Consider the following 22,430-nt stretch of genomic DNA (forward strand, 5'->3'; position numbering starts at 1 on the left):
GAGGCCGTTTCGTGACAGAGGGCGCTCAGCGCACCTTGATCTTGAGCTTCTTCGACGTGGTCTTGAGGACCTGCTTCGAGCCGCTGTAGCTGACCTTGACCTTGTGGGTGCCGCGCGGCAGCTTCACGACGACCCGGCCCTTGTTCTTGGCGCGGAGGGTCTTGGTGACCTTCTTCTTGCCGTAGCGGACGGTGACCTTGCCGGTCGGGGCGGGAACGCCCGCGGCCTTGACCCGGACGGTCGCCTTGCGCTTGCCCGCCTTGACGGTGATCCGCGAGGACGCCTTCGCGACGTTGCTCGACGTCAGCACCTGGAGGGTCGCGGCGGCCTGACGGGGAGCGGTCGCGACGAGCGTCACGCCGATGCGTGCGCCCGCGTCGGTGCCGACGAGCGCGTACCGGTTCGACCGCGCCCCGGCGATCGGGGCGCCGTTGCGCGTCCACTGGATCGCGACCGTCGTCCCGGCCGCGTCCCACGCGCCCGTGCTGACCGTCAGGGTGCGCCCGACCTGCGGCGTTCCCGACACGACTGGCGCGACACGCGCCCGCGGCGGGTTGCCCGTGCTCGTGCGCCCCACCCACGCGCTGCCGTGGCTGATGACATGGCCCGGCGCGGCCACCGTCGAGTGGACGACGATCGGGGTCCCGTGCGCCGATGCCGGGACGGTGAGCTTCGGGCCGGTGCCGATGACGCGGTTGCCGTCGGTCCAGTAGGTCGTCACCTTGGCCCCGGTCGGTGCGCCGATCACCTTCGTCGACGCGGTGATGGTCGTGCCCACGCGTGCCGTGCCGTCGGTGTAGACGTACGTCAGGGGCGGGTTGCCCAGGGCGCCGAGCGTGAGGCTCAGGTTCTTCGTGCCGGACCCGACGGTGACGACCGTCGAGGCGCGCTTGTCACCGTTCTCGGCGTTGACGAGGTAGGTGCCGGGTGCGAGGTACGTGATGGCGCCGGCCGTTGTCCCTGCGCTCAGCGTGGTCGACGACGTGTAGTCGGTGCCGATGTTGCGCGCGGTGACGTACGTGGACGTCGCCGCGGAGGCGCCCGTGACCTTGACGGCGAGCGTGGACGCGAAGGTGCGCAGGGCGATGTTCTTGCCGGCCACGGTGCCGCCGCTCTTGGCGGAGGTGAAGACCGTCGCGTCGTGCTGGCTGAGCAGGTTGGAGACCTTGCCGCCGAGCCAGGTGGTCAGCAGGGTGCGGCCGTCCGTGAGGTCGACGGAGGCGGACAGCGTGACGGGGCGGTTCGGTCGTGTCTTGACGGTGAACGTCCCGTCGGCGCCGATCGAGGCCCAGGACGAGTTGATCCACACGTCCGAGTCGACCGAGGCGCTGCGGGAGAGCTCGTGGGACTGGACCTCGCCCCAGTCGATCGTCGTGCCGGCGGGCACGGTGACCTTGCCCGTGACGGTCGAGTAGCCGAGGAGGGGGAACGCGCGCGTCGCGGTCGTCGCGTTCGGGGTCGTGAACAGGGTCGCGTTCTCCTGCCAGTCGCCGCCGCCGAGGAACTGCGAGTACGTGCTGGCCGTCGACGAGGCGCGCAGGCTGTAGGTCTTGCCCGACGTCGTCGCGAACGTGACGACGCCTGCCGTGCTCGTCGTCGCGCTCGACCTGTAGCTGAGCGAGCTGCCGCGCGCGTTGAGCTCGTACAGGTCGACCTGGACGGTGGTCCCGGCGGGCTGGCCCGTCACCGTGACGGTGAGGGTCTGCGCGACGGCGGCCTGCGCGGTCGCGGGCACGAGCCCGACGAGGCCGAGCGTGACGAGCGCGGTGAGCAGCGCCGTCGTGCGGCGTCTCGCGGGCGTGGTTGAGCTGAGCATCCCTGTTCTCTCCCTGTTCCGTGAGGGTCGCCGCTGCCGCCATCCCTGAGACTGCGAGCGGTCGTGCGAGCGACCCGCGCCGAACCTAGTGAGGGTGGGGAAGGTCGGCAACCGCTGGGCGGGTGAGTTTCACCCCGCCGACCCGCGCGGATGCTTCGCTAGGGCTACCGTCGACCCATGCGGCTGGGAGTTCTGGACATCGGGTCCAACACGGTGCACATGCTCGTCGTCGACGCCGAGCGCGGACGGCCGCACGCGCCCGTCGCCAACCGGCGCTCGGTCGTCCGGCTCATGCGGTTCCTCGAACCCGACGGATCGATCGGTCCGGAGGGCGTGGACCTGCTGCTCACGGGCGTGCGCGACGGCCTTGCGCTCGCGCGCGAGCACGACGTGCCTGAGCTCATGGTGCTCGTGACGTCCGCGGTCCGGGAGGCGCCGAACGGCGGCGACGTGATCCGTCGGGTCGAGGAGATCCTCGGCGAGAAGGTCAAGATCCTCTCGGGCGAGCAGGAGGCCGCGCTCACGTTCCTCGCCGCGCGGCGCTGGCACGGCTGGGGCGCTGGCAGGATCATGCTGCTCGACATCGGCGGCGGTTCGCTCGAGATCGCCTACGGCGAGGGCGAGGTGCCGGACGTCGCGCTGTCCGTCCCGCTCGGAGCCGGCCGCACGACGATCCAGTTCCTCGACACGGACGTGTCGACGCCCGAGCAGGTCGACGCTCTGCGCCAGCATGCGCGCGCTGTCCTGGCGGACGCGCTCGCGGTCCTCGACGAGCGGCCGCGCGCGGACCACGTCGTCGCGACGTCGAAGACGTTCCGGTCGCTCGCCCGGCTCGCGGGGATGCAGGTCGAGGCGGTCGGGCCGGACGACCGCTGGCGCTTGCGCCGCTCGCAGCTCGCGGACTGGGTGCCGCGCCTCGCGCGGCTGACGGCTCAGGGCCGCACGGAGCTGCCGGGCATCACCCCTGAGCGGACGTACCAGATCGTCGGTGGCGCGATCGTCGCGGAGGAGACGATGCGCGCGCTCAAGGTCCAGGAGATCGAGATCTGCCCGTGGGCCATGCGCGAGGGCGCGATCCTCGACCGTCTCGACCGGCGCTGACCGTGCGGGGCTGACTGGTCGCCTCTCGGCCCTGCAGAGTCAGCCGGTCGGTCGCCCCGGGCCGCGCTCCGGCTGGTTCACCGGACGCGGACGGTCTTCGTCGTCGTCCCCTTCGCGACGCGCGCGTCGCCCTGGTACGTCACGCGCACCTTGGCGCGGCCAGCCGGTGCCTTGACGGTGAGCACGCCACGGTGGCGTGCCTTGAGCGTGTAGGTCCGGGAGGTCTTCCCGACCTTGACGGTGACCTTGCCGGTGGGCTTCGCGACGCCCTTCGCCTTCACGGTGACGCGCACGGCGCGCTTGGCCGCGGCGACGCGGACCTTGCTCGCGACCTTGGCGACGCGCACGGCCTTCGACGTGCTCGCGGCGGGCGCGTACCCGGTCTTGCGCAGCGACACGGTGACGGACAGCCTCCGTCCGGCGTCCGACGTCGTGGGCCGGTAGGCACGGGCGTTCGCACGGGCGATCGCGCGTCCGTCGCGCTTCCACGTGTATGACGCGGTCCAGCCTCTCGGTGCGGCGGTCGCGGTCAGGCGCGCGCCCACGCGGGGCTTTCCGGAGATCTTCGCGGCGACCGGGGGGACCGTGCGCGGCTCGGTGGCCGGGGGCCGCGCGGGGGCGTCGTTCGTGGGGGTGTTGGTCGTCGACCGCGGCGGCGCGGTGACCGGGGGAGCCGGGGTCGGGGCGGGTGTCGTCGAGGCGGGCGTGGTCGGCGAGGGCGACGGCGACTGCGGGCCCGACGGGCTCGGCTCGGGCGAAGGGCCGGGCTCGGGCGAGGGGGCGACGTCGACGAGTGCGAGCGCGACTCCCGTCACGGGCGACTGCTCCGTCGCGGTCACCGTCGTCGCCGCAGCGAGGCTCGCGGGCGCGGTCGTGCCGCTGCCGAGCCAGCCGGAGGCGGTCGACCGGTCCGCGCGCTCGACGAACGCGCTGAGCGCGACCGCGACGCCCGCGGGCGCCTTCGCCGTGAAGGTGCCCCCGGTCGCGGTCAGGTCGGTGATCGGGGCGTAGCTCGCGAGGGCCCAGGTCTTCGCGGCGGCGTCCCACGTGTGCAGGTTGACCTCGCCGTACGCCGTCGTGCCCTGGTCGGGCCACGTGACGGCGCCGGTGACGAGCGGAGCGGGGGCGACGGCGAAGGCCTGCTCGCTCGTCGCGGCGTCGGGCGTGGTGAACCGGGCGGCGGCATCGAGGGAGGCGGCGCCTCCGAGGTACTGCGGGAACGTCGTCGCGGTCTCGGCAGCCCAGAGCGTGTACGTCTGGCCGGGCACGGTCGCGAAGGTGACGGCGCCGGTGGCGTCGGTCGACGCCGACTCCTGCCAGCCGAGACGGGTGCCCGTGCTGTCGAGGCGGAACAGGCCGACCTCGGTACCTGCGGGGATCCCGGTCGTGCGGACGGTGAGCTGTTGGAGGTCCGACGCGTCCGTGTGCTGCGCGGGCAGGGCGAGGCCGAGGGCGGCGACGACGGCGAGCGCGAGCACGCGCGCGATCGACCTCCGCGCGCGCGTGCGGCTCGGGGCGGTGCTCGTGGTCGGGCTGGTCGGCGTGCTCATGCTGCTCCCGGGTCGACAGCGCGCCCCAGGCCACGGGACCGCGCACTTCCCATATCGGACACACCGGGCACGAGTTGAGCACTCTCGCGCCGCTCCGACGTCTGCCCAGGTAGGCGACCCGCGCCGTCCCGCGCGCTGCCCACGCGAGGTAGGGCCGTCCACGCGAGGTAGGCCCGTGCAGGCCCCTGTTTCGCGTGCACGGCCCTACCTCGCGGGCGGGAGCGCGCGCGAGCGGGCGGGAGCAGGCGGGACTGGTCGGGCCGGCGGGACTGTTCGGGGGAGGGCGGGACCGCCGGGGGCGGCTCAGAGGTAGTCGGCGACCAGCTTCTCCGCGAGGCCCGTGTACGACGCCGGGGTCATCGCCTGCAGGCGCGCCGCGACGTCGTCGGGCAGGCCGAGCGTGCCGACGAACTCGCGCATCTGCTCACCCGTGAGGCGGTGGCCGCGCGTGAGGTCCTTGAGCCGCTCGTACGGGTTCTCCATCCCGGGCACGCCCGCGACGGAGGCGGCGCGCATCGCGGACTGGATCGCCTCGCCGAGCACCTCCCAGTTGGCGTCGAGGTCGGCGCCGAGGATCGTCTCGTCGACCGCGAGCGCCTTGAGGCCGCGCGCGACGTTGTCGATCGCGAGGAGGCTGTGGCCGAACGCGGTGCCGATGTTGCGCTGCGAGGACGAGTCGGTCAGGTCGCGCTGCATGCGGCTCGTGACGAGGGTCGCGCCGAGCGTGTCGAGCAGCGCGTTCGAGATCTCGAGGTTCGCCTCGGCGTTCTCGAAGCGGATGGGGTTGACCTTGTGCGGCATCGTCGACGAGCCGGTCGCGCCGGGGACGGGGATCTGCTTGAAGAAGCCGAGCGAGATGTACGTCCACACGTCGGTCGCGAGGTTGTGCAGGATCCGGTTGAAGCGCGCGACGTCGGCGTAGAGCTCGGCCTGCCAGTCGTGCGACTCGATCTGCGTCGTGAGCGGGTTCCACGTGAGGCCGAGGTGCTCGACGAACGACTTCGACACGGCGGGCCAGTCGGCGTCGGGCACGGCGGCGAGGTGGGCGCCGAAGGTGCCGGTCGCGCCGTTGAGCTTGCCGAGGTACTCGGCGTTCTCGATGCGGCGGAGCTGACGGCGCAGGCGGTGCGCCAGGACCGCGAGCTCCTTGCCGAGGGTCGACGGCGTCGCGGGCTGGCCGTGCGTGCGCGACAGCATCGGGACGGCGGCGTGCTCGCGCGCCATGTCGGCGATCTGGTCGACGAGCGCGGTCGCGGCGGGCAGCCACACCTGCTGGACGGCGCCGCGCACCATGAGCGCGTACGAGAGGTTGTTGATGTCCTCGCTCGTGCAGGCGAAGTGGACGAGCTCGCCGACCTCGGGCAGGACGGTCTCGCCGAGCATGCCGGGGGCGGCCGCGATGCGGCGCTTGATGTAGTACTCGACGGCCTTGACGTCGTGCACCGTGGTCCGCTCGATCTCGCCGAGCTCGGTGATGCCGGCCGACCCGAAGTCGGAGACGATCGCCCGCAGGTAGCCCTGCTCGTTGTCGTTGAGCGCGGGGGCACCCGGGACGACCTGCTGCGAGGTGAGGTGGATGAGCCACTCGACCTCGACGTGCAGGCGCTCGCGGTTGAGGGCGGCCTCGGAGAGGTGGTCGACGAGCGGCGCGACGGCGGCGCGGTAGCGGCCGTCGAGCGCCCCGAGGGCGACGGGCGGGTTGGCCTCGGCGAGGATGACGCGGGTTCCGGCGGTCGTCTGCGGGGTCGTGTTCGACATGCCCGCATTGTTTCACGGTGGCTCGGCGCGAGGCCGGGCTGTCCGTCCTCCGGCCGCACCTCCTGCCCACAGCTCTTCGGGCGACGGCGCGCCCCGCCGAGCCGCGTCCAGCCCGGGCATGGCGGCGCACGCGCCTCCTAGCGTCGCGGCATGACCGACCTGATCCCGCCCCCGCTCCCTCCCGGTGCCACCGCCCCCTGGGGCGAGGAGCACGACTGCATCGTCGCGCGCTCCCTGTTCCTCACCGACCGCGTGGCTGTCGTCGCCCCTTGTCTCGCCGGGGCGCGGGAGGTGCGCTGGGTCTCGACCGCGGCGGACCACTTCCTCGCCGTGATCGAGGACCTCCAGGCGGACATCGCCCAGCTCGGTGCAGACATCGCTGACCTGGGCGACGCGTCGGCGTGGTTGTGCTCCGCCGGGCGGGAGGCGGAGGCGAGCCTCGACGCGCTCGCGGCCGCGAGCGTGGCAGGGGCGGCGTCGTGACGGGCCCTGAGGCCCTGCCGTCGTGCGGCGCGGACGGCAACCGGTCCTACGCGGAGGCGCAGGGCGAGGTCGCGGCGTCGACGGAGCGTGCGCCGACCGCTGGCGAGCTCTTCGGCCTGCTCTGGGCCGACGACCGGGCGCGCGAGGCTCGCGTCGCGTCACGGCCGGGCCTGCGTGACGTGCTCGAGCCGCCGGAGCACGCGCGTCCCTCCGGCGTGGACCCCGGGATCACGGTCTCGGGTGGGGTCGGCGGTATCAGAGCCCGCCTCGACGACATGAACGTCGCCGTCGGCATGCTCAAGGCGCAGGTCGAGGACCTCGAGGCGGTCGCCGAGCAGGCAGCAGGCCTGGCCCGTGATGCCGAGAGCTGGAGCCTGCTGCTCCAGGACCGCCTCGAGGCGTCGCGTGCAGGCGCGGAGGCGTCGGGGGTGGCCTATGCGGAGCAGGCGGTGGCCTCGTTCCGGTCCCGGCTCGCGGCGGCGCTCTTCGCAGCAGATCGGTGCTCGACGCGTGCGACGGGCCTCGCGCGTGACGTCGAGGACGTCGCGACCGCGCTCGACGGCGCGAGGAAGAAGTACGAGACGGCGGAGCGGAAGGCCGAGGGCTACATGCTGACCCCGGAGAACAGCGCGCTGCGCGGCACGCTGGCGGGGATGCGAGGCGCGAGCTTCGGCCTGGGAACGGGCTTCGCGGCGGCGTGGGGATGGTCGAACGCCGTCGACAAGGTCGCCGGGTGGGCCGGGCTGAAGACCAACGTGCGTGGGGTGCTCCCGGATACCCAGGAGCTGCTCGGCTCGATCGTCGACCACTACGGCCTCGCGCTGGCGGGACCGTTCGCGGGCACGGATCCGCGTGGTGCGCTGAACCGTGCCGGGCGCCTGCTCGCCAAGGGGCTCGACAAGGGCGGCCTGCTCCAGCACGACGCTGAGGTGACGAAGCGCCCGCGGTCCGCGTTCATCCCGCCGGCTCGCGATCTTGCGGGCGTCGCCGTCGCGCTCCACGCGGTCAGCAAGGTGTCCGACGGCGCGGTCGGGGTGCAGCGGGTGCGCCGTCCCGACGGGACGAGCGCCTGGACGGTCTTCGTCCCGGGCACGCAGGCGGACTATCTCGAGAAGGCCAGCCACGGGCGCGACTGGCCCTCCGCGGAGGGCACGACGTCAGGCCTGGTGCTGGCGGCGTCCAAGGCTCCGATCGCCGCGCTGCAGAAGGCGGGGGCGCGGCCGGGCGACTCGGTGTCGTTCGTCGGGCACAGCCAGGGCGGCGCGATCGCCAAGCAGGCCGCGGCGAACGCTGAGGTCCAGAAGCTCTACGACGTGGGCTCTGTCGTGGTCTTCGCGGGCACGGAGCCGGGCAACGTCGCGGCGGACCCGCCCGGCGTCAACGTGATCAACATCTACGACACGGCCGACATCGTGCCAATGCTGGACGGCCGCAGCGCGCAGGCGGACCACAACCATGTGAACGTCATGGTCAACGGCGCCGAGGTCGCGGACGAGAAGCTGCGCGCCCTCGGGAGCGACCAGAGCGGTCGCCACACGATGGGCACACACGTGGAGACAGCGGCCCGACTGGCCCGCAGCCAGGACCCGTCGCTGCGGCACGCAGCCGCACGCCTCGCGGAAGACCTCACGGGAGGTGCGCTGGCCCCCGTCACGGGGCGCGGCGCGCAGAGTCCGACGTCGCTGCTCGAGCAGCTCGACGGCGGGGTGCAGATCTTCGACGTGAGGGCGAAGTGAGGTTGATCAGTCCTTGTCGCGGCGGCCGATCGCGAGCGACGTGAAGAACGAGACGATCGACACGAGGAGCGCCGACCACACGGCGGTCCAGAAGCCGTCGATCCGCAGGCCCCAGTCGGTGTGGCTCGTGATCCACGCGGTCAGCAGCAGCATGAGGGCGTTGACGACGAGGGTGAACAACCCGAGCGTGAGGACGTACAGGGGGAAGGACAGGACGGCGACGATCGGCTTCACGCCGGCGTTGCCGACCGCGAGGATGAACGCCACGACCAGCAGGACGACGACGGTCGCGCCGGCGGTGTCGCCGCCGACGATCTCGAAGCCACCCACGAGCAGGCTGGTGATCCAGATGGCGAAGGCACTGACGAGGACGCGCAGGACGAAGGCCATGTGGTGATACTGCCACGCACGCCTGACGCGCCGGGTGGGATGCTGGGCGTCGTGAACGACCACGTGCGCCTGCGTCCCCAGATCGATGCCCTCCCGGCCTACGTCCCCGGGGCCCGCCCGAGCGGCTCGGCCTTCAAGCTGTCGTCGAACGAGAACCCGTTCCCGACGCCGCCGTCGATCGTCGCCGCGATCATCGACGCCGCGCAGGAGACCAACCGGTACCCGGACATGTACGCGACGGAGCTGACGGCGGCCATCGCGCAGCACGTCGGCGTCGACGCCGACCAGGTCGTCGTCGGCAACGGCTCGGTCGCCGTGCTCTCCCACATCCTTCAGGCGGTCGTGAACCCGGGTGACGAGGTGATCTTCGGGTGGCGCTCGTTCGAGGCGTACCCGATCGCGGTCTCCGTTGCGGGCGGCGTCTCGGTCCCCGTCCCGCTCCTCGACGGTGCCGACGACGGCGGTGCCTCGGCCGGCCGGCTCGACCTGCCCGCGATGGCCGACGCGATCACCGAGCGCACGAAGGTCGTCCTCGTCTGCACGCCGAACAACCCGACGGGCCCCGTCGTCCACGCCGACGAGCTCGACGCGTTCCTCGCCCGCGTCCCGAGCGACGTCCTCGTCGTGATCGACGAGGCGTACCTCGAGTTCGTCCGCGACCCGCAGGCGCCCGACGCGCTCGCGGTGTTCGCGCAGCGCCCTAACGTCGTCGTGCTGCGGACCTTCTCGAAGGCCTACGGCCTCGCCGGCCTGCGCGTCGGCTACGTCATCGCGCGCAAGCGCCTCGCGGACGGGATCCGCGCGGCGGCGACCCCGTTCGGGGTCTCGCACGTCGCGCAGCAGGCCGCGCTCGCCGCGCTGCGCGTCACGGATGAGCTCGAGGAGCGTGTCGAGGCGCTCGTCGCCGAGCGCACGCGGCTCGTCGACGGCCTGCGCGAGCAGGGCTGGGACGTGCCGCAGGCGGAGGCCAACTTCGTGTGGCTCCCGCTCGGCGACCGCACCGCGACGTGCGCCGCGGAGGCCGCCGCCGCGGGCGTCGTCGTGCGCCCGTTCGCGGGCGAGGGCATCCGTGTCAGCGTCGGCGAGGCCGAGGCGACCGACCTGTTCCTCAAGGTCGCCGCGACCTGGCGCTGACGCCGCGGGCGCGAACTCGCAGGCCTCACGCAAGGCTTGTGGGGTTCCCACAAGAAAGACCGGGTGATTCCGGGTCTCTGCCCGCATGGTTTGGTGCAGACCCCCTGCTTACGCTGGCGTAGGTTACGCAACCGTAGCCGCCTGCCGCGGCCCCCCGCGGCACGGCACCAGCGGCCTCGTGGCTGCAGAGCCCCGGGAGTGACTTGAGCGACGACGTGACCCGGTTGACGGACGACGACGACCTCGTACGCCTCGTGAACCACGAGGGCGAGCGGACGACCGACGCTCGCTGGGACGCGTACCGCGCCCGCGCTGCGCACCTGTCCCTCTCCGACGTCCGCGACATGTACCGCGACATGACCCTCGTCCGCGCCTTCGACGACGAGGCCACCTCGTTGCAGCGCCAGGGCGAGCTCGGCCTGTGGGCGCAGAGCCTCGGGCAGGAGGCCGCGCAGATCGGCTCCGGCCGCGCTCTCGCCCCGCAGGACTACGTCTTCCCGTCGTACCGCGAGCACGGCGTCGCGCACACGCGCGGCGTCGACCTCGCGCAGATCCTGCACCTGTTCCGCGGCATCGACCACGGCGGCTGGGACGCGCAGGCGCACGGCTTCCAGAACTACACGCTCGTGATCGGCGCGCACACCCTGCACGCGACCGGCTACGCGATGGGCGTCCAGCGTGACGGCCTCGTCGGCACGGGCGACCCGACGCGGGACATGGCCGTCGTCACCTACTTCGGCGACGGCGCCACGAGCCAGGGCGACGTCAACGAGTCGCTCGTCTTCGCGTCCGTGAACCAGGCCCCGCTCGTCATGTTCTGCCAGAACAACCAGTGGGCCATCTCCGAGCCGAACGCCCGACAGTTCCGCGTGCCCGTCGGGCGCCGCGGCGAGGGCTTCGGGGTGCCCGGCGTCCGCGTCGACGGCAACGACGTCCTCGCGTGCTACGCCGTCATGCAGGAGGCGCTCGAGCGCGCCCGGTCGGGCGGTGGCCCCACGCTCGTCGAGGCGTTCACGTACCGCATGGGCGCGCACACGACGTCGGACGACCCCACGCGCTACCGCACCCGCGAGGAGGAGCAGTTCTGGCGCGACCGCGACCCGATCGACCGCGTCGAGCGCCTGCTGCGCCGCGAGGGCGCGTGGGAGGACGCGTGGGCCGAGCAGGTCGCCGCCGAGGCAGCCGAGCTGGGCGCGCGCGTCCGCGAGCACGTGCGCGCGCTCGGCCGCCCGGTGTCGTCCTCGATGTTCGACGACGTCTACGCGACCGAGCACGCCCAGGTCACCCACGAGCGCCACCAGTTCGAGACGTACGAGGCCGGCTTCGCCGACGGAGGTGCACGATGACGAGCACGACGACCCGCCCCGGCACGACGCCCGCCGTCGCGCCCTACCCTTCGGGCCCGACGACGATGACGCTCGGCAAGGCGATCAACACCGGCCTGCGCCAGGCGCTCGCCGAGGATCCGAAGGTCCTGCTCATGGGCGAGGACATCGGCCGTCTCGGCGGCGTCTTCCGCGTGACCGACGGCCTGCAGGCCGAGTTCGGCGCCGACCGCGTCGTCGACACGCCGCTCGCAGAGTCGGGCATCGTGGGCACCGCGATCGGCCTCGCGCTGCGCGGCTACCGCCCGGTCGTCGAGATCCAGTTCGACGGGTTCGTCTTCCCCGCGTTCAACCAGATCACGACGCAGCTCGCGAAGATGCGCTACCGCACGAAGGGCCGCACCGAGCTGCCCGTCGTCATCCGCGTGCCCTACGGCGGCGGCATCGGCGCGATCGAGCACCACTCGGAGAGCCCCGAGGCGCTGTTCGCGCACACCGCCGGCCTGCGCGTCGTCTCGCCGTCGAACCCTGCGGACGCCTACCGGATGATGCGCGAGGCGATCGCGAGCCCCGACCCGGTGCTGTTCTTCGAGCCGAAGGGCGCCTACTGGGACAAGGCGTCGGTCGACGTCGTCCCGTTCGCCGTCGGGCCCGACGCCCAGCCGGCGTCGCTCGGCGCCGAGACGCTCAACCGCGCGGTCGTCGCACGTCCGGGCACGGAGGCGACCGTCGTCGCGTACGGCCCGTCCGTCCATGTCGCGCTCAAGGCCGCCGAGGCGGCCGCGGCGGAGGGCACGAGCCTCGAGGTGATCGACCTGCGCACCGTCTCGCCGATCGACTTCGCGACGGTCGTCGAGTCGGTGCGTCGCACGGGCCGCTGCATCGTCGTCCACGAGGCGCCGGTGTTCCACGGCACGGGCGCGGAGGTCGCGGCACGTGTGACGGAGGAGTGCTTCTACTCGCTCGAGGCCCCGGTCCTGCGGGTCGGCGGCTTCCACACCCCGTACCCCGTGTCGAAGATCGAGCACGACTACCTGCCGGGCCTCGACCGCGTCCTCGACGCCGTCGACCGCGCCCTGGCCTTCTGAGGAGACGTCGATGCCCACCTTCCAGCAGTTCCTCCTGCCCGACGCCGGTGAGGGCCTGACCGAGGCCGAGATCGTGCAGTGGCACGTCAAGGTCGGCGACGAGGTCACCGTCAACCAGACGATCGTCGAGATCGAGACGGCGAAGAGCCTCGTCGAGCTGCCGAGCCCGTACACGGGGGTCGTCGCGGAGATCCTTGCGCCCGAGGGCACGACGGTCGAGGTCGGTAAGCCGATCGTCGTCGTCGACACGGACCCGGGCGGCGCCCCTGCGGGCGACGCCCAGGTGCCCGTGGTCGACGCCGCGACCGCGCCGGCAGCGGACGCCGCCCCCGGCGGGGGAGCGGTGCTCGTGGGCTACGGGGTGAGCGAGCAGGGGTCGCGACGTCGTCCCCGCGCCTCGGCTGCGCCCGTCGCAGCCGCGCCGGCTGCGAGCTCCGCCGCGCCTCCGGCGCCGACCGCCGTCGTGCAGAACCCCGCGCCCGGCGCACCCGCGGCGCGTCCCGAGCCCGCGGCCCACGCGGGCCGCGTGCTCGCCAAGCCGCCGGTCCGCAAGCTCGCCCGCGACCTCGGCGTCGACCTCGGGAGCGTCGTGCCGACGGGCCCGGGCGAGATCGTCACCCGGGAGGACGTCCTCGAGTTCGCGAGCCGAGCCGAGGGCCGCTCCCTCGCGACGTACCCGGGCGACGACGAGCCGTGGGAGGCCGAGGGTGCCCTCGTCGCCGAGGGCCGCCAGACGCGCGTCCCCGTGAAGTCGGTGCGCAAGCGGACCGCCGAGGCGATGGTCGCGAGCGCCTTCACCGCGCCTCACGTGACCGTGTTCCACACGGTCGACGTGACGCGCACGATGAAGATGGTCGCTCGCCTGCGCGAGGAGCGGGAGTTCCGCGACATCCGTGTGACGCCGCTGCTCATCACGGCCAAGGCGTTGCTCATCGCGGTCAACCGCCACCCGGAGATCAACGCGAGCTGGGACGAGGCCGCTCAGGAGATCGTCTACAAGCACTACGTGAACCTCGGCATCGCTGCGGCGACGCCGCGCGGCCTCATGGTGCCGAACATCAAGGACGCGCACCGCATGACGCTCAAGGAGCTCGCGCAGGGGCTGTCCGACCTCACGGCGACGGCTCGCGCCGGCAAGACGACGCCGACCGACATGTCCGACGGCACGATCACGATCACGAACGTGGGAGTGTTCGGCATCGACACCGGTACGCCGATCCTCAACCCGGGCGAGGCCGCGATCCTCGCGTTCGGCGCGATCCGTGAGCAGCCGTGGGTGCACAAGGGCAAGATCAAGAAGCGCTGGGTCACGCAGCTCGCCCTGAGCGTGGACCACCGCCTGGTCGACGGCGAGCTCGCGAGCCGGGTGCTCGCGGATGTCGCGACGATCCTGCACGAGCCCGCGCAGGCGCTCGTGTGGGCGTGAGCCGCTGGGGCTGAGGGGCCCGAGGCGCAGCCCGCGCGAGGCGGGAGCGACCCGATACGCAAGAGAGCGCACCGACCGTCGCGAGACGGTGGGTGCGCTCTCCTGCATCCGGGGGCGTCGGGGCTTCAGGGGCAAGGAGGCGACGCGGCTCCCCGGGAAGGACGGGTCAGGCCGCAACCTCGAGGGTGTACGTGTCGGCAGCCGGGTCGTACCGGAAGCCGAGGGCCTCGTAGTAGGTGCCCGCGTTGTCCTTGACGCCAGGGCGGGAGACGACGCGGCGGAAACCGCGCTCGGAGAGCAGGCCGGACCGGCGGAAGACGAACTCGCCGGGCGTGAAGTCGCGGTAGCGGGGCACGACGTAGTCGAGCTTGATGTTCGCGACGCCGTCGGACGGCTCGTCGAGGATCACGTAGCCGACGGTCTCGTCGCCGAGGAGGACGAGGTATGCCTCGCCGGAGGACGTCGCGTCGGCGACGTCGAAGCCGGGGTTGAGCGCCGCGATGTCGTCGGCGTGCCGGGTGAGCTGACGCACGAGGTACGGCGCGTTCGTGGCCGTCGGCACGACGTCGTACGAGGCTTCGGAGTGGCGCTCGGCGAGCAGCTTGCGGAGCTGGACGATGTTGATGACGGCGAGCACGACGTTGAGCCCGACCATCGGCCACACGGAGAACGCGAAGTTGTAGCCGATGTGGATGAAGCATCCGATGAGGTTGAAGATGCGCAGTCGCAGGATGCGGGTCTGCATGAGGGACCAGACGAGGATCGCGGAGCCGATCCATCCGATGATCTCTAGATACATGGCGGGGTTCCCCAGGGTCACGGCACGAAGCCGGGGCCAGCGCCTGTGCTGGCGGGGACCATGGTAGCGAGGCCGGGGCCGCCTTGGAGTCGAATCGTTCCGATGCCACAATGGGCCGGGCGGCGCGAGCCGCCTGAACCGCACCTGAAGGAGCCCACCGCATGACCGCCGCCGACGAGTCCGTCCTCATCACGACCGAGCGGGCGGGCCTGCCCGCCGAGCGCGGGTGGTGGCGCAAGGCGGTCGTCTACCAGATCTACCCCCGCTCGTTCGCCGACTCCAACGGTGACGGCATGGGCGACATCCGCGGCATCATCGAGCACCTCGACCACATCGAGAAGCTCGGCGTCGACGTCGTGTGGCTCTCGCCGGTGTACCGCTCCCCGCAGGACGACAACGGCTACGACATCAGCGACTACCAGGACATCGACCCGATGTTCGGCACGCTCGCGGACATCGACGAGCTCATCGCGGGGCTGCACGCGCGCGGCATCCGCCTCGTGATGGACCTCGTCGTCAACCACACGAGCGACGAGCACCCGTGGTTCGAGGCGTCCCGCTCGAGCAAGGACGACCCGAAGCGCGACTGGTACGTGTGGCGCCCGGCGCGCCCCGGCACGGTCCCGGGGGAGCCCGGCGCGGAGCCGAACAACTGGGGCTCCATCTTCTCGGGGCCGGCGTGGGAGTACGACGAGCGCACGGGCGAGTACTACCTGCACCTGTTCACGCGGAAGCAGCCGGACCTCAACTGGGAGAACCCCGAGGTGCGCCGCGCGGTCCACGACATGATGCGCTGGTGGGTCGCTCGTGGCGTCGACGGGTTCCGCATGGACGTCATCAACTTCATCTCCAAGGTCGACGGCCTGCCCGACGGCGAGGTGCACGAGGGTGCGCTGTACGGCAACGGCTTCCCGTTCTTCGCGGGCGGCCCGCGTCTCGACGAGTTCCTCGCGGAGATCAACCGTGAGGTGTTCGGCGACGACGAGGAGGCGGCTCGGTTCCTGACGGTCGGGGAGATGCCGGGCTCGACGGTCGAGCAGGCGCAGGTCTACACGGACCCGGCGCGCCGCGAGGTCGACATGATCTTCCAGTTCGAGCACATGGAGGTCGACGAGGGCCCGGGCGGCAAGTTCGACCCGCGCCCGATCCACCTGCCGGAGCTCAAGCGGTCGCTCGCGCGGTGGCAGGACGGTCTCGCGGAGAACGGCTGGAACAGCCTGTACTGGTCGAATCACGACCGTCCGCGCGCGGTGTCACGCTTCGGCGACGACTCCGACGAGCACCGCGAGGTCTCGGCGAAGGCGCTCGGCACGGTGCTGCACCTGATGCGCGGGACGCCGTACGTCTACCAGGGCGAGGAGCTCGGGATGACGAACACGGTGCTCGAGCGCATCGAGGACTTCCGTGACGTCGAGTCGCTCAACTACTACCGGGAGGCGACGGAGGTCCGCGGCCTGGCCCCGGCCGACGTGCTGCCGGCACTCGCGTACGCGGGCCGCGACAACTCGCGCACGCCGGTGCAGTGGGACGACTCGCCGAACGCGGGCTTCACGACCGCGGAGCCGTGGATCGCGGTGACCCCGAACTACCGGACGGTCAACGCGGCGGCTCAGGTCGACGACCCGACGTCGGTGTTCTCGCACTACCGCGAGCTCGTGCGGCTGCGCCACGAGCTGCCGATCGTCGCGGACGGCACGCTCACGATGCACCTCCTGGACGACGAGCAGGTGTTCGCGTACTCCCGTGATCTCGGGGACGAGGGCCTGCTGGTGCTCGCGAACCTGTCGGGCCGCCCGGCCCGCGTGGACGCGACCGCGCTCGGTTGGACGGAGGGGGAGGTCCTCCTGACCAACCTGCCCGACGCCGTCCCGAGCCTGGGCGCCGACGTCACGCTGCGCCCGTGGGAGGCGGTGGTCTGGCGGCGGTGACGCTGGATGACAGGCGGGGTCGGGCGCGGTGCGCCCGACCCCGCCTGCGTTCTCCGGTCAGAGACCTGGCACGGTGACGGGGGTCACCGTTCAGGGATTTGACCAGCGTCGCGACGCCCCCGTAATGTCTTCCAGGTCAGCCCAGCAGGGAGGAACGGACACGGAGCTCACGCTCTGGAGGCCGGTCCCGCGGGAAGACTCCCCAGAACCAGCGATTCGCGGTGAGAGCCGCGTTGAGGTAGTGTTCTGGACCGGCCCACCAGCCGATCCCCTCCGAATCCCCGGTCCAACCGGGATGCGGGTTGGACACGGCGGGATGGATCGGGTAAGTTTGAACGGTTGCCTCCGAGCCGCCCGGAAGGGTTGGTGGGGATGCGCGTCTGTTCCTTGAGAACTCAACAGTGTGCTTGATAGTCAATGCCAAATATCCCTGTCGGGTGGCTTGGTCTGGTCCTTCCTGGGCTGGGTCGGGTTGCTCGTAGAGGATTCCTTTGGATAATGGATTGAAAACGCAAGTTTTCGATCTTGATGCCAGTTTTATTCAGGCTGTCCTTCGGGGTGGTCTGCTTCGTATGGTTGTTAACCGGGTTCGCCTGGTTGGCGTCAAACATTTACGGAGAGTTTGATCCTGGCTCAGGACGAACGCTGGCGGCGTGCTTAACACATGCAAGTCGAACGGTGAAGGTGGAGCTTGCTCTGCTGGATCAGTGGCGAACGGGTGAGTAACACGTGAGTAACCTGCCCCTCACTTCGGGATAACCTCGGGAAATCGTGGCTAATACCGGATACGAGGCACCTTCGCATGGGGTGTGCCTGGAAAGATTTATCGGTGGGGGATGGACTCGCGGCCTATCAGCTTGTTGGTGGGGTAATGGCCTACCAAGGCGACGACGGGTAGCCGGCCTGAGAGGGCGACCGGCCACACTGGGACTGAGATACGGCCCAGACTCCTACGGGAGGCAGCAGTGGGGAATATTGCACAATGGGCGCAAGCCTGATGCAGCGACGCCGCGTGGGGGATGAAGGCCTTCGGGTTGTAAACCCCTTTCAGCAGGGAAGAAGCGAAAGTGACGGTACCTGCAGAAGAAGCGCCGGCTAACTACGTGCCAGCAGCCGCGGTAATACGTAGGGCGCAAGCGTTGTCCGGAATTATTGGGCGTAAAGAGCTCGTAGGCGGTTTGTCGCGTCTGGTGTGAAAACTCAAGGCTCAACCTTGAGCTTGCACCGGGTACGGGCAGACTAGAGTGCGGTAGGGGTGACTGGAATTCCTGGTGTAGCGGTGGAATGCGCAGATATCAGGAGGAACACCGATGGCGAAGGCAGGTCACTGGGCCGCAACTGACGCTGAGGAGCGAAAGCATGGGGAGCGAACAGGATTAGATACCCTGGTAGTCCATGCCGTAAACGTTGGGCACTAGGTGTGGGGCTCATTCCACGAGTTCCGTGCCGCAGCAAACGCATTAAGTGCCCCGCCTGGGGAGTACGGCCGCAAGGCTAAAACTCAAAGGAATTGACGGGGGCCCGCACAAGCGGCGGAGCATGCGGATTAATTCGATGCAACGCGAAGAACCTTACCAAGGCTTGACATACACCGGAATCATGCAGAGATGTGTGCGTCTTCGGACTGGTGTACAGGTGGTGCATGGTTGTCGTCAGCTCGTGTCGTGAGATGTTGGGTTAAGTCCCGCAACGAGCGCAACCCTCGTCCTATGTTGCCAGCACTTCGGGTGGGGACTCATAGGATACTGCCGGGGTCAACTCGGAGGAAGGTGGGGATGACGTCAAATCATCATGCCCCTTATGTCTTGGGCTTCACGCATGCTACAATGGCCGGTACAAAGGGCTGCGATACCGCGAGGTGGAGCGAATCCCAAAAAGCCGGTCTCAGTTCGGATTGGGGTCTGCAACTCGACCCCATGAAGTCGGAGTCGCTAGTAATCGCAGATCAGCAACGCTGCGGTGAATACGTTCCCGGGCCTTGTACACACCGCCCGTCAAGTCACGAAAGTCGGTAACACCCGAAGCCGGTGGCCCAACCCTTGTGGAGGGAGCCGTCGAAGGTGGGATTGGCGATTGGGACTAAGTCGTAACAAGGTAGCCGTACCGGAAGGTGCGGCTGGATCACCTCCTTTCTAAGGAGCCACAACCGATCGGATCTACCACTGGTTCACCTGCCTTGCGGGTGGCGGTGCCGGTCGGTCAAGTGCCACGCTCGGGCCGAACGCGCCTGGGGTGGGACGCTCATGGGTGGAACATTGACTTCGTGCGAGCTCGGGTGCTGGTGCACCGGTCAGTACGCCTCCTTGTGGGGTGGGAACGCCACGTGCCGGCGGCCTGGGGGAGTTCAAGCACACTGTTGGGTCCTGAGGGAACAGGCCACTCGGTGCCGGTGACGGCGTCGGGTGGACTGGTTTCCTTCACGGACTGCCCCTGGCGGGTGAACCGCCGGTGATCTTCGGGTTGCCGGTAGGCGCGGCGCTGGTAGGGGGTGGGGTCGTTGGTAGCTTGAGAACTGCACAGTGGACGCGAGCATCTTTGTAACATCAAAGATTTATCTTTGGTATCTGCAATTTAGCTGTTGTCAAGTTTTTAAGGGCACAGGGTGGATGCCTTGGCACTAGGAGCCGAAGAAGGACGTTGTAGCCTGCGATAAGCCTCGGGGAGTTGGCAAACGAACCGTGATCCGAGGATGTCCGAATGGGGAAACCCACCTGGAGTCATGTCCAGGTACCCGCACCTGAATATATAGGGTGTGTGGAGGGAACGTCGGGAAGTGAAACATCTCAGTACCGACAGGAAGAGATATTCCGTGAGTAGTGGCGAGCGAAAGCGGATCAGGCCAAACCGATGGCGTGCGATACCCGGCAGGGGTTGCGTCATCGGGGTTGTGGGACCTCTTGGATCATTCTGCCGGATGGTCAGGGAGTCAGAAAGCTTCGTCATAGTCGAAGGCCTTGGGAAGGGCCGGCACAGAGGGTGACACCCCCGTAGACGAAATGGCGTAGCCTCCCGAGAGTGTTCCCAAGTAGCACGGGGCCCGAGAAATCCCGTGTGAATCTGTCGAGACCACTCGATAAGCCTAAATACTACCTAGTGACCGATAGCGGACAAGTACCGTGAGGGAAAGGTGAAAAGTACCCCGGGAGGGGAGTGAAATAGTACCTGAAACCGTGTGCCTACAATCCGTTGGAGCCTCCTTAGCAGGGGTGACAGCGTGCCTTTTGAAGAATGAGCCTGCGAGTTAGTGCTCAGTGGCGAGGTTAACCCGTGTGGGGAAGCCGTAGCGAAAGCGAGTCCGAACAGGGCGATCATAGTCGCTGGGTCTAGACCCGAAGCGGAGTGATCTACCCATGGCCAGGTTGAAGCGCGGGTAAGACCGCGTGGAGGACCGAACCCACCTAGGTTGAAAACTGGGGGGATGAGCTGTGGGTAGGGGTGAAAGGCCAATCAAACTCCGTGATAGCTGGTTCTCCCCGAAATGCATTTAGGTGCAGCGTCACGTGTTTCTTGCCGGAGGTAGAGCTACTGGATGGCCGATGGGCCCTACAAGGTTACTGACGTCAGCCAAACTCCGAATGCCGGTAAGACAGAGCGTGGCAGTGAGACTGCGGGGGATAAGCTCCGTAGTCGAGAGGGAAACAGCCCAGACCACCAGCTAAGGCCCCTAAGCGTGTGCTAAGTGGGAAAGGATGTGGAGTTGCACAGACAACCAGGAGGTTGGCTTAGAAGCAGCCACCCTTGAAAGAGTGCGTAATAGCTCACTGGTCAAGTGATTCCGCGCCGACAATGTAGCGGGGCTCAAGTACACCGCCGAAGCTGTGGCATTCACATTTTCGCTAGGCCTTCGTGGTCCAGGCATGTGGATGGGTAGGGGAGCGTCGTGTGGGCAGTGAAGCTGCGGGGTAACCCAGTGGTGGAGCCTACACGAGTGAGAATGCAGGCATGAGTAGCGAATGACGGGTGAGAAACCCGTCCGCCGAATGACCAAGGGTTCCAGGGCCAGGCTAATCCGCCCTGGGTAAGTCGGGACCTAAGGCGAGGCCGACAGGCGTAGTCGATGGACAACGGGTTGATATTCCCGTACCGGCGAAGAACCGCCCAGACCGAACCCGGTGATGCTAAGCGCCCGGACCGTCACCTGTTGACCCTTCGGGGTCTTGGTGTGCGGCGAGGCCGCGACCCGAGCTGGTAGTAGGTGAGCGTATTAACAGGGGTGACGCAGGAAGGTAGCCGAGCGTGGCGATGGTTGACCACGTCCAAGGTTGTAGGGCGAGCAGTAGGCAAATCCGCTGCTCACATAGCCTGAGAACTGACGGTGACCCCGTATGGGGGATGATTCGGTGATCCTATGCTGCCTAGAAAAACCTCGACGCGATGGTTCTAGCCGCCCGTACCCTAAACCGACTCAGGTGGTCAGGTAGAGAATACTAAGGCGACGAGATAATCATGGTTAAGGAACTCGGCAAAATGCCCCCGTAACTTCGGGAGAAGGGGGGCCTGAGGCGTGTACCGGCTTGCCCGGGAAGCGTTTGAAGGCCGCAGAGACCAGGGGGAAGCGACTGTTTACTAAAAACACAGGTCCGTGCGAAGTCGCAAGACGATGTATACGGACTGACGCCTGCCCGGTGCTGGAAGGTTAAGAGGACTGGTCAGCTCTTCGGAGCGAAGCTGAGAATTTAAGCCCCAGTAAACGGCGGTGGTAACTATAACCATCCTAAGGTAGCGAAATTCCTTGTCGGGTAAGTTCCGACCTGCACGAATGGCGTAACGACTTCCCCGCTGTCTCAACCGTGAACTCGGCGAAATTGCACTACGAGTAAAGATGCTCGTTACGCGCAGCAGGACGGAAAGACCCCGGGACCTTTACTATAGCTTGGTATTGGTGTTCGGTGCGGCTTGTGTAGGATAGGTGGGAGACTGTGAAGCCGGCACGCCAGTGTCGGTGGAGTCATCGTTGAAATACCACTCTGGTCGCTCTGGATACCTAACTTCGGTCCGTGATCCGGACCAGGGACAGTGCCTGGTGGGTAGTTTAACTGGGGCGGTTGCCTCCTAAAATGTAACGGAGGCGCTCAAAGGTTCCCTCAGCCTGGTTGGCAATCAGGTGTCGAGTGCAAGTGCACAAGGGAGCTTGACTGTGAGACTGACAGGTCGAGCAGGGACGAAAGTCGGAACTAGTGATCCGGCGGTGGCTTGTGGAAGCGCCGTCGCTCAACGGATAAAAGGTACCCCGGGGATAACAGGCTGATCTTGCCCAAGAGTCCATATCGACGGCATGGTTTGGCACCTCGATGTCGGCTCGTCGCATCCTGGGGCTGGAGTAGGTCCCAAGGGTTGGGCTGTTCGCCCATTAAAGCGGTACGCGAGCTGGGTTTAGAACGTCGTGAGACAGTTCGGTCCCTATCCGCTGCGCGCGCAGGAAACTTGAGAAGACCTGTCCCTAGTACGAGAGGACCGGGACGGACTAACCTCTGGTGTGCCAGTTGTTCCGCCAGGAGCATGGCTGGTTGGCTACGTTGGGAAGAGATAACCGCTGAAAGCATCTAAGCGGGAAGCTTGCTTCAAGATGAGGTTTCCACGCCCCTTGCGGGTGAGAGGCTCCCAGTAGACCACTGGGTTGATAGGCCGGATGTGGAAGTGAGGACCAAAGACTCATGGAGCTGACCGGTACTAATGAGCCGACAACTTGATAACAACAAATTTGTGCTACGCGTCCACTGTGCGGTTCCCGAGATACCAGCGACGGATATCTCCATAGAGTTACGGCGGTCATAGCGAGAGGGAAACGCCCGGTCCCATTCCGAACCCGGAAGCTAAGCCTCTCAGCGCCGATGGTACTGCCCTGGAGACGGGGTGGGAGAGTAGGACGCCGCCGGACAACCATTCACCAAAGGCC

The 22,430-nt window shown here is 68.5% G+C and carries 13 protein-coding genes and 3 rRNA genes; 11 read left to right on the plus strand and 5 right to left on the minus strand.

The window, feature by feature from the left end; translation table 11 throughout:
- Nucleotides 1-25 precede the first annotated feature (25 nt).
- On the minus strand, nucleotides 26-1,816 hold the full coding sequence (locus tag ATL41_RS08775; protein ID WP_098458141.1) for an Ig-like domain repeat protein: 1,791 nt from the start codon (nucleotides 1,814-1,816) through the stop codon (nucleotides 26-28).
- A gap of 177 nt (nucleotides 1,817-1,993) precedes the next feature.
- Between ATL41_RS08775 and ATL41_RS08780 the strand changes: the two genes are divergently transcribed.
- Nucleotides 1,994-2,917, plus strand: coding sequence for a Ppx/GppA family phosphatase (locus ATL41_RS08780; RefSeq protein ID WP_098458142.1), 924 nt, complete (start codon nucleotides 1,994-1,996; stop codon nucleotides 2,915-2,917).
- Between the two features lie 77 nt (nucleotides 2,918-2,994).
- Here the strand turns inward: ATL41_RS08780 and ATL41_RS08785 are convergent, their stop codons facing one another.
- Both ATL41_RS08785 and purB read right to left on the minus strand, forming a co-directional pair.
- Nucleotides 2,995-4,467 (minus strand): hypothetical protein, encoded by a 1,473-nt coding sequence (locus ATL41_RS08785; protein ID WP_098458143.1) that lies wholly within the window; start codon nucleotides 4,465-4,467, stop codon nucleotides 2,995-2,997.
- A gap of 303 nt (nucleotides 4,468-4,770) precedes the next feature.
- Nucleotides 4,771-6,225, minus strand: a complete 1,455-nt coding sequence (purB, locus tag ATL41_RS08790; protein WP_098458144.1) for an adenylosuccinate lyase — start codon at nucleotides 6,223-6,225, stop codon at nucleotides 4,771-4,773.
- Between the two features lie 150 nt (nucleotides 6,226-6,375).
- Between purB and ATL41_RS08795 the strand changes: the two genes are divergently transcribed.
- Nucleotides 6,376-6,708 carry a hypothetical protein gene (locus ATL41_RS08795; RefSeq protein ID WP_098458145.1) on the plus strand — a complete coding sequence of 111 codons (333 nt, stop codon included), beginning with the start codon at nucleotides 6,376-6,378 and terminating at the stop codon, nucleotides 6,706-6,708.
- On the plus strand, nucleotides 6,705-8,444 hold the full coding sequence (locus ATL41_RS08800) for an alpha/beta hydrolase family protein (protein ID WP_098458146.1): 1,740 nt from the start codon (nucleotides 6,705-6,707) through the stop codon (nucleotides 8,442-8,444). The genes ATL41_RS08795 and ATL41_RS08800 overlap by 4 nt, the downstream gene beginning before the upstream one ends.
- A 6-nt stretch (nucleotides 8,445-8,450) precedes the next feature.
- Here the strand turns inward: ATL41_RS08800 and ATL41_RS08805 are convergent, their stop codons facing one another.
- A complete protein-coding gene (locus tag ATL41_RS08805) occupies nucleotides 8,451-8,834 on the minus strand; it encodes a phage holin family protein (RefSeq protein ID WP_098458147.1) in 384 nt (127 codons plus the stop codon).
- 39 nt (nucleotides 8,835-8,873) lie between these two features.
- Here ATL41_RS08805 and hisC point away from each other — a divergent pair, with 39 nt between their 5' ends.
- From hisC to ATL41_RS08825, 4 genes are all read left to right on the plus strand, one after another.
- Nucleotides 8,874-9,968 (plus strand): histidinol-phosphate transaminase, encoded by a 1,095-nt coding sequence (hisC, locus tag ATL41_RS08810; protein WP_098458148.1) that lies wholly within the window; start codon nucleotides 8,874-8,876, stop codon nucleotides 9,966-9,968.
- A 215-nt stretch (nucleotides 9,969-10,183) separates the two neighbouring features.
- Nucleotides 10,184-11,314: a pyruvate dehydrogenase (acetyl-transferring) E1 component subunit alpha gene (gene pdhA, locus ATL41_RS08815; protein ID WP_245854713.1), complete on the plus strand. Its 1,131-nt coding sequence runs from the start codon at nucleotides 10,184-10,186 to the stop codon at nucleotides 11,312-11,314.
- Nucleotides 11,311-12,381 carry an alpha-ketoacid dehydrogenase subunit beta gene (locus ATL41_RS08820; protein ID WP_098458150.1) on the plus strand — a complete coding sequence of 357 codons (1,071 nt, stop codon included), beginning with the start codon at nucleotides 11,311-11,313 and terminating at the stop codon, nucleotides 12,379-12,381. The genes pdhA and ATL41_RS08820 overlap by 4 nt, the downstream gene beginning before the upstream one ends.
- 10 nt (nucleotides 12,382-12,391) lie before the next feature.
- Nucleotides 12,392-13,807: a dihydrolipoamide acetyltransferase family protein gene (locus tag ATL41_RS08825; RefSeq protein ID WP_098458151.1), complete on the plus strand. Its 1,416-nt coding sequence runs from the start codon at nucleotides 12,392-12,394 to the stop codon at nucleotides 13,805-13,807.
- A 166-nt stretch (nucleotides 13,808-13,973) separates the two neighbouring features.
- Here the strand turns inward: ATL41_RS08825 and ATL41_RS08830 are convergent, their stop codons facing one another.
- The gene (locus ATL41_RS08830) at nucleotides 13,974-14,606 is read right to left on the minus strand and encodes a hypothetical protein (protein WP_098458152.1); all 633 of its coding nucleotides are present in this window, start codon (nucleotides 14,604-14,606) and stop codon (nucleotides 13,974-13,976) included.
- Nucleotides 14,607-14,767: 161 nt separating this feature from the next.
- Between ATL41_RS08830 and ATL41_RS08835 the strand changes: the two genes are divergently transcribed.
- From ATL41_RS08835 to rrf, 4 genes are all read left to right on the plus strand, one after another.
- Nucleotides 14,768-16,534, plus strand: coding sequence for an alpha-glucosidase (locus ATL41_RS08835; RefSeq protein ID WP_098458153.1), 1,767 nt, complete (start codon nucleotides 14,768-14,770; stop codon nucleotides 16,532-16,534).
- A 610-nt stretch (nucleotides 16,535-17,144) separates the two neighbouring features.
- Nucleotides 17,145-18,666 (plus strand): 16S ribosomal RNA (locus ATL41_RS08840).
- Nucleotides 18,667-19,113: 447 nt separating this feature from the next.
- Nucleotides 19,114-22,228 (plus strand): 23S ribosomal RNA (locus ATL41_RS08845).
- Between the two features lie 67 nt (nucleotides 22,229-22,295).
- A 5S ribosomal RNA gene (gene rrf / locus ATL41_RS08850) occupies nucleotides 22,296-22,412 on the plus strand.
- The 16S, 23S and 5S rRNA genes sit together here, the layout of an rRNA operon.
- The last annotated feature ends 18 nt before the right edge of the window (nucleotides 22,413-22,430 follow it).

Source organism: Flavimobilis soli, from assembly GCF_002564025.1.
GTDB classification, from domain to species: domain Bacteria; phylum Actinomycetota; class Actinomycetes; order Actinomycetales; family Cellulomonadaceae; genus Flavimobilis; species Flavimobilis soli.

Coding starts and splice junctions, on each gene's coding strand:
- ATL41_RS08775 (WP_098458141.1), bottom strand. CDS start 1,816: ATGCTCAGCTCAACCACGCCCGCGAGACGCCGCACGACGGCGCTGCTC.
- ATL41_RS08780 (WP_098458142.1), top strand. CDS start 1,994: ATGCGGCTGGGAGTTCTGGACATCGGGTCCAACACGGTGCACATGCTC.
- ATL41_RS08785 (WP_098458143.1), bottom strand. CDS start 4,467: ATGAGCACGCCGACCAGCCCGACCACGAGCACCGCCCCGAGCCGCACG.
- purB (WP_098458144.1), bottom strand. CDS start 6,225: ATGTCGAACACGACCCCGCAGACGACCGCCGGAACCCGCGTCATCCTC.
- ATL41_RS08795 (WP_098458145.1), top strand. CDS start 6,376: ATGACCGACCTGATCCCGCCCCCGCTCCCTCCCGGTGCCACCGCCCCC.
- ATL41_RS08805 (WP_098458147.1), bottom strand. CDS start 8,834: ATGGCCTTCGTCCTGCGCGTCCTCGTCAGTGCCTTCGCCATCTGGATC.
- hisC (WP_098458148.1), top strand. CDS start 8,874: ATGCTGGGCGTCGTGAACGACCACGTGCGCCTGCGTCCCCAGATCGAT.
- ATL41_RS08820 (WP_098458150.1), top strand. CDS start 11,311: ATGACGAGCACGACGACCCGCCCCGGCACGACGCCCGCCGTCGCGCCC.
- ATL41_RS08825 (WP_098458151.1), top strand. CDS start 12,392: ATGCCCACCTTCCAGCAGTTCCTCCTGCCCGACGCCGGTGAGGGCCTG.
- ATL41_RS08830 (WP_098458152.1), bottom strand. CDS start 14,606: ATGTATCTAGAGATCATCGGATGGATCGGCTCCGCGATCCTCGTCTGG.
- ATL41_RS08835 (WP_098458153.1), top strand. CDS start 14,768: ATGACCGCCGCCGACGAGTCCGTCCTCATCACGACCGAGCGGGCGGGC.